General features: G+C 49.7%; 8 protein-coding genes. 4 read left to right on the plus strand and 4 right to left on the minus strand.

What is annotated here, in order from left to right; all coding sequences use genetic code 11:
• From ACTHS3_RS09410 to dapA, 4 genes are all read right to left on the minus strand, one after another.
• Window positions 1–281: non-canonical purine NTP pyrophosphatase (locus tag ACTHS3_RS09410; RefSeq protein ID WP_440367805.1), on the minus strand; the 281-nt coding region annotated here is incomplete at its 3' end.
• 9 nt (window positions 282–290) lie between these two features.
• Entirely contained in the window at window positions 291–521 is a 231-nt protein-coding gene (locus ACTHS3_RS09415; protein WP_039862168.1) for an NGO_0222 family membrane protein, read from the minus strand.
• A gap of 122 nt (window positions 522–643) precedes the next feature.
• Complete coding sequence (gene bamC / locus ACTHS3_RS09420) at window positions 644–1,774, minus strand: outer membrane protein assembly factor BamC (protein WP_004519770.1); 1,131 nt, start codon at window positions 1,772–1,774, stop codon at window positions 644–646.
• Window positions 1,775–1,856: 82 nt separating this feature from the next.
• Complete coding sequence (gene dapA / locus ACTHS3_RS09425) at window positions 1,857–2,732, minus strand: 4-hydroxy-tetrahydrodipicolinate synthase (RefSeq protein ID WP_004519769.1); 876 nt, start codon at window positions 2,730–2,732, stop codon at window positions 1,857–1,859.
• Window positions 2,733–3,068: 336 nt separating this feature from the next.
• Between dapA and ACTHS3_RS09430 the strand changes: the two genes are divergently transcribed.
• From ACTHS3_RS09430 to nrdD, 4 genes are all read left to right on the plus strand, one after another.
• On the plus strand, window positions 3,069–4,460 hold the full coding sequence (locus ACTHS3_RS09430; protein WP_003679024.1) for a nucleobase:cation symporter-2 family protein: 1,392 nt from the start codon (window positions 3,069–3,071) through the stop codon (window positions 4,458–4,460).
• A 116-nt stretch (window positions 4,461–4,576) separates the two neighbouring features.
• On the plus strand, window positions 4,577–5,719 hold the full coding sequence (locus tag ACTHS3_RS09435) for a THUMP domain-containing class I SAM-dependent RNA methyltransferase (RefSeq protein ID WP_440367808.1): 1,143 nt from the start codon (window positions 4,577–4,579) through the stop codon (window positions 5,717–5,719).
• 287 nt (window positions 5,720–6,006) lie between these two features.
• Window positions 6,007–6,516, plus strand: coding sequence for an anaerobic ribonucleoside-triphosphate reductase activating protein (gene nrdG / locus ACTHS3_RS09440; protein ID WP_003746981.1), 510 nt, complete (start codon window positions 6,007–6,009; stop codon window positions 6,514–6,516).
• A gap of 117 nt (window positions 6,517–6,633) precedes the next feature.
• The coding region (gene nrdD, locus ACTHS3_RS09445) for an anaerobic ribonucleoside-triphosphate reductase (RefSeq protein WP_440367810.1) at window positions 6,634–7,160 on the plus strand (527 nt) is incomplete at its 3' end.

The raw sequence follows: 7,160 nt of genomic DNA on the forward strand, positions 1-7,160 counted from the left end.
GGGTTTTCGCCTGCATAACGTGCGGAGAAAATGCCGGGTGCGCCGTTTAAGGCGTTGGTGCAGATGCCGGAGTCGTCGGCAAGTGCCGGTAAGCTGCTGTATTTGGCGGCATGACGTGCTTTAGCCAGGGCATTTTCAACAAAGGTATGGTACGGTTCGGGACATTCGGGCGTATTGAACTGCGATTGCGGCAGGACTTCGATGTTTAAGTCGGCAAAGAGGCGGGAAAATTCTTTGAGTTTGCCTGCGTTGCCACTGGCAAGGACGATTTTTTCAAACATGGTTTTTCCTTAATGGTTTTCGGTTTGCTGCATACGAGCAATTTGTGCGCGTGCTTTGTGGCGGATGTAAAGGGCAAGGCTGCCGATTTGGGCAAAAACGGCGGCAAAGGCAAACAGAAAGGTGGCAACGGCAAATTGTTTGCTGTGAATGCTTAGAAGATAAGCGCCCAACAGAATCAGTACGATAAACATCAGGGTAAACAGGGCGGTCAGGAGCAGATAGGCTTTTTGTCGGGTCATGGCAGCTTGGGTAAGGGGGAAAAATGTTCTGATTATAACGTCAGATTGGGAATTTGAAACCATGCCGGATTCGTTAAAAAGGCCGTCTGAATATTTCAGACGGCCTTAATTTGAATAACTGATTAACGCAATTCTGTGTGCAGGCGGCTCAACAATGTGGAGGCATCGCTGCCTTTGTATGGGCTGCCGTCTTTGTTCAACAGATGGAGGCGTGCGCCATTGTTGATAGGCTCAACATACACGATGATTTCAGGGTACGTTTTTGGCGCTTCTGCTTTGCCTTTGCCAAATACGCGTTTGAACAGGCCCGGTTTTTTATTGGCAACTGCTTCGCCTTCGGTTGGCGCTTGTTGAACCAAGAAGGCGCGGCGTTCGGCATTTTGACCGATAACAGTCAGGCCGATGCGGTCAAGCGCAAGGGCGGTACGGCGCCAGTTGCGGCCGTAATCGCCTGCCAGCAACAGAGTGCCATTGTCCACACGCGCCAATTCAGAAGCATTGCTGCGGGCGGCAACGCTTTGGGTCAGAGCTTGTTCGGCTTGCTGACCGTCAACGCCCAAATATTGCATAAAGCGGGCGAGGAATGCGGCTTCGAGGTTAGGGTCGCTCTCGCTTGGCTGCCACATCGTAGTGTCTTTTTTACGGTCGGCATAAACTTCTTTCATGCCTTTGTGGGCGAAGAAGATGTCGGTCGAACCGTTTTTACCTTGTTCGATGCGGATGATGAACTTGTCGCGTTCGCTGGTAGAGTAGATGCCGCCCAAGCCGACTTTATCCAGCAGACGGCGCAGGCTGTCTTGAGGGATTTTGGCTCGGTTTTCAGCCCACTCGGTTTCCATTTGGCCGATGGCCGGTTCTTCAGATTTGATGTCGAAACCGTTTTCTTGCCAGAACACTTTCAGCAAAGGCCAAATTTCGCGAGGCGATTTGCCTTCGACAACCAACCAGCGTTGGTTGCCGTCACGCTCAAGGCGTACGCCTTTAACGGATTTCAAGACTTCTGCATTTGCAGGCTGCTGTACGGCTTGGGTGCGGCGTTTGTTGAAATCGCTGGCGCGGACGGCGCCGCTGCCTGCCGGTAATTGATAGAGGTTGCCTTGGTCTGGGTTGTTCAAATCAGGTGGTACTTCCAGTTTGACTAGGCGGTGAGATTGACTTTGATAGTCGAGTTTGGGTTGTTCTTTTTTGCTGCCGGAACAGGCAGTCATGCTAATCAGGGCGAGGGCTACTACGATGGGTTTAATATAGGTCATCTTGTTTTCCTGTGGATGGAGTTCTTAACAGGGAGGCCGTCTGAAAAAGGGTGTTTGGGATTCAGACGGCCTTATTTCCGGATCAGATTTGTCCTGATTTTTCCAGAGCGGCTCGGACTTTGGCTTGACCGGCTTCGGTCAGTGCTACCAAAGGCAGGCGAACATGGGGTTCGCATTTGCCCAATAAGCTCAGGCCCCATTTGGGCGCGGCCGGGCTGGGCTCGCAGAACATGGTGTTATAAATTGGGATAAGTTGCTCGTTTAGACGACGGGCGGTCGCAATATCGCCCTCAAGGGCGGCTCGGCACATATCGGCAAAGAGTTTCGGTGCAACGTTGGCTGCAACGGTTACCACGCCATGACCGCCACACAGCATGAAAGGCAGGCCGGTAGGGTCATCGCCGGAGAATACTGCAAAACCTTCAGGAACGCTGTTGATCAATTCGATGTTGTTACCGATATTGCCGCTGGCTTCTTTCACGCCGACGATATTCGGAATCTCGGCCAAACGCAAAATAGTGTCGTTGCTCATGCTGACGACGGTACGGCCGGGAACATTATAGATAACCATCGGAATCGAAGTGGCTTCGGCGATGGCTTTGAAATGTTGGTAAATGCCTTCTTGCGAAGGTTTGTTGTAGTAGGGAACAACAGATAAGGTGTAGTCCGCACCGGCTTGCTCGGCGGCTTTGGAAAGGGCGATGGCTTCGACAGTATTGTTGGCGCCTGTACCGGCGATAACGGGAACGCGCTTGTTGACGTGTTTGACAGTGGCTTCAATAACGGCCAAATGTTCTTCGACAGGCAGGGTGGCTGACTCGCCGGTGGTGCCGACTGCGACGATACCGTCGGTGCCGTTTTCAATGTGCCAGTCGATTAAGTCGTGAAGTTGTTCGTAGTTGATGCTGCCGTCTTGATTCATCGGAGTAATCAGGGCAACCAGACTGCCTTTTAACATACGGAAACCTTTAATTTTATGGTGTGGGTGAATTATGCAGTGGATTGTAGCTTACTTTGTTGTTTGTGTGAAACATATCCGCTATGAGGCTTTGCTGTTTAATGGTGACTTGTCATTATCTTAATGAATAATACATTTTTAAATCATTGGTTTGTTTGTTTTTAGGTAGAAAAATGATGTCAAGAATTAAAATGTGTTAAGGCGGTTTGAGGCCGTCTGAAAACGGCTGGGCGGAACTTTCAGACGGCCTGATGGTTTTGAATTTGCTGATACATTTCAAATTGGTTAAAATACGCATCTTAATATTTTTTAACGATTCTTGAGAGAAGGTTCAACATGGCCGGAATGACTGAAAAACAGGCGGAATCGCTTGATTTGGTTTACGGTTTGGAAGACAAGCCGCCGTTTGGGAATGCGTTGTTGAGTGCGGTTACGCACCTTTTGGCTATTTTTGTCCCGATGATTACGCCGGCGCTGATTGTCGGCGGGGCGTTGGAGCTGCCGGTTGAAATGACGGCTTATTTGGTGTCGATGGCGATGGTGGCTTCCGGTGTCGGTACTTATTTGCAGGTCAACCGTTTCGGGCCGGTCGGTTCGGGCATGTTGTCGATTCAGTCGGTCAATTTCTCTTTTGTAACCGTGATGATTGCGCTCGGTACCGGCATGAAAGAGGGCGGTTTGACTGAAGATGCGATGATTTCAACGCTTTTGGGCGTATCCTTTGTCGGCGCGTTTTTGGTGTGCTTCTCCGCCTGGCTTTTGCCTTATCTGAAAAAAGTGATTACGCCGACTGTAAGCGGCGTGGTCGTGATGTTGATCGGCTTGAGCTTGGTGCATGTCGGCATCACTGACTTTGGCGGCGGCTTCGGTGCGAAAGCAGACGGTACGTTCGGCTCGATGGAAAACTTAGGTCTGGCATCGCTGGTGTTGCTGATTGTATTGGTTTTCAACTGCTTGAAAAATCCATTGCTGCGCATGAGCGGCATCGCGGTGGGTTTGATTGTCGGTTATATTGTTGCGCTGTTTTTGGGCAAAGTGGATTTTTCCGCCCTGCAAAACCTGCCGCTGATTACCCTGCCGGTTCCGTTTAAATATGGTTTCGCATTTGATTGGCACGCGTTTATTGTCGCCGGTGCGATTTTCCTGTTGAGCGTATTTGAAGCAGTGGGCGACTTGACGGCGACTGCGATGGTCTCCGAGCAGCCGATTGAGGGTGAGGAATATACCAAACGCTTGCGTGGCGGTGTGTTGGCAGATGGTTTGGTGTCTGTGATTGCGACGGCGTTAGGCTCTTTGCCTTTGACCACTTTTGCGCAAAACAACGGCGTGATTCAAATGACTGGTGTGGCTTCGCGTCATGTGGGCAAATATATTGCGGCGATTTTGGTGTTGTTGGGCTTGTTCCCTGTTATCGGCCGCGCGTTTACCACAATTCCGAGTCCGGTTTTGGGTGGCGCGATGGTATTGATGTTTGGCCTGATTGCGATTGCCGGCGTGCGAATTTTGGTCAGCCACGGTATTCGCCGCCGTGAAGCGGTTATCGCGGCGACTTCTGTCGGTTTGGGTTTGGGCGTAGCGTTTGAACCGGAAGTGTTCAAAAACCTGCCGGTATTGTTCCAAAACTCAATTTCCGCAGGCGGTATTATGGCGGTATTGTTGAACTTGGTTTTGCCGGAAGATAAAACCGATAAAGCGGTTAAGGTGGAAACCGATAGTTTGGATCACTAAGCAAGCCTTATTCAAAGGCCGTCTGAAGTTTCAGACGGCCTTTTGGTTTTCGGCTATAATATTGTTTTTATTTGTTATCCGAGTGGTTCGGATAGCCCTACCCGGAAAGGTTTTATATGACGGTTTATTCACTTTTTATCACTTGTCCTCGCGGTTTGGAAGCGCCTTTGACGCAGGAACTCGACAGCATGGCATGTCAGGATATCCGCGCTGTTGACGGCGGTGTGGCATGTAAAGGCACGATGGAGCAGGTGTACCGCATCAACCTGCATTCGCGCGTTGCCAGCCGTGTTTTGCTGCGCTTGACTAAAGGCGGTTATCGCAACGAACACGATATCTACAAACTGGCACGAAATCTGCATTGGACAGGTTGGTTTAAGCTGGAGCAGACCTTTAAAGTCAAAGTCGAAGGCAAGCGCGCCAATGTGAAAAGCTTGGATTTTGTCGGTTTGAAAATCAAAGATGCCGTCTGCGATGCCTTCCGCGATATTTATGATGCGCGTCCGAGCGTGGGCAAAATCAACCCCGATATCCGCATTCATGCCTTTATCGATGAACGCAATGTGGAAATCTTTATCGATACTTCCGGCGAAGCACTCTTCAAACGCGGCTATCGTCAGGATACCGGCGAAGCGCCATTGAGAGAGAACTTGGCGGCAGGTTTGCTGCTTTTGGCAGGCTACGACGGTACGCAGCCTTTCCAAGACCCGTTTTGCGGCAGCGGCACGATTGCCATTGAGGCTGCATGGATTGCGACACACCGTGCGCCGGGCTTGATGCGCCGTTTCGGTTTTGAAAAACTGCAAAACTTCGACAAAGAAAAATGGCAAGCGTTGCGCCGTGAGGCTGAAAAACAAATCAAACCGGTCGCCGCGCCCATTTCTGGCAGCGACAACGACCGTTATATGATCCGCGCCGCATTGGCCAATGCCCAAGCCGCCGAAGTGGATAATTTCATCCGTTTTGACGTGCAAGATGCGCAGGCCGCGCGGCCAAACGGCGAACACGGCATTATGATTTCCAATCCGCCTTATGGCGTGCGCCTTGCAGAGGTTCAGGCTTTGCAGGCTTTATATCCGCAACTCGGTACATGGTTGAAACAATATTACGCCGGCTGGCTGGTAGGAATGTTTACCGGCGATCGCGATATGCCGAAATTTATGCGCCTTTCTCCGAAGCGGAAAATCCCTTTGTTTAACGGTAATTTGGATTGCCGATTGTTTTTGATGGATATGGTGAAAGGTTCGAATCGGGGGTAAAACCTGAAATTAAGGCCGTCTGAAAGATGATTTCAGACGGCCTTTTTTGATTTGTTAAAACCGTCTTTGTTATAACGGAGTTTGCTTTTCTTTTTTTATATTAATGCACTGAAATTGTTTTCAGACGGCCTTTATCGAGGGAGCCGTGTAGATATAATTATTGAAATTTACAATCTATTAAATTATAAAAACCTATTACAAAGTAAAGACGGATTGTTAAATAAAATACCATATCTAGTAGTATTGTGTTTTAATGTATACCATATCTTGTGTTTTATGGCATTGCAATGAGCGGTTTGAAATTCACAATCGAGCAAATTGTATGGCAGGAAGTGCCGGGCGAAGTGTCGCTGGCGTTTCTGTTTTCCGGTTGTCCGCTGCGTTGCAAAGGTTGCCATAGTGCCGATACATGGAAAGAGGGTATTGGCACAGAATTGACCGAGGATTATTTAAAAGGCCGTCTGAAACGCTATCGCGGATTGATTACGTGCGTGTTGTTTATGGGCGGGGAATGGCAGCCGGAAGCCTTGCAGAAAATGCTGGCTATCGTGACGCAGGCGGGTTTGAAAGCCTGTTTGTACACCGGCCTGGAGCGTGAAGAGCTGGAGGCGGTTTCAGACGGCATCCTACCTTATCTGACGTATCTGAAAACCGGCCGCTGGCAGATGGAGTTGGGCGGTTTGGAAAGTCCGGCCACCAATCAGAAGTTTATCAATTTGCACACGGGCGAAGTGTTGAACCGCTTGTTTATCAAAGACAAACCTGCGCCTAAAGTTTTTCCAGTGGCTTCAATTTAGCCCGGTGCTGTATTGCACTGATTTAAATTGAATTTATTGTATTCGCTGACAGCGATGTTTCAGACGGCCCAACCGTCATTGTTTAATAAATCAACCAAACCATACAGGAGAATTAACATGATTCGGCTGCATCCCGAACAGTTAAACGGAAAACTACAATTCATGCGTGACTACATCAGCGCGCAAAACGCGGCGGACGGCTCGAAAATGGACGCCAACGCCAACGTAACGCAAAAAAACATCGCCACGATGGAAGCGGAAATCATGAAAGACTTTTTTGTGCAGATTAACCGCGCCCAAGTGTCGCGCAAAATCGCCGAAATTTTCGACCAATCCGTTGCCGACGAATACATCCGCCAGATTGAGGCGCACGAGATTTATGTGCATGACGAAACCAGCCTCAAGCCTTATTGTGTGTCGGTTACGCTGTATCCCTTCCTGCTCGACGGCTTAAGCAAACTCGGCGGCGAATCTAAAGCGCCGCAACATTTGGCTTCGTTTTGCGGCTCGTTTATCAACCTTGTGTTTGCCATCAGCGCGCAGTTTGCCGGCGCGGTGGCGACAGTGGAATTTCTGACTTATTTCGACTACTTCGCCCGCAAAGACTACGGCGACGATTATTTGGAAACCCACGGCAAAGAAAT

The organism is Neisseria sp. P0009.S007 (genome assembly GCF_051962515.1).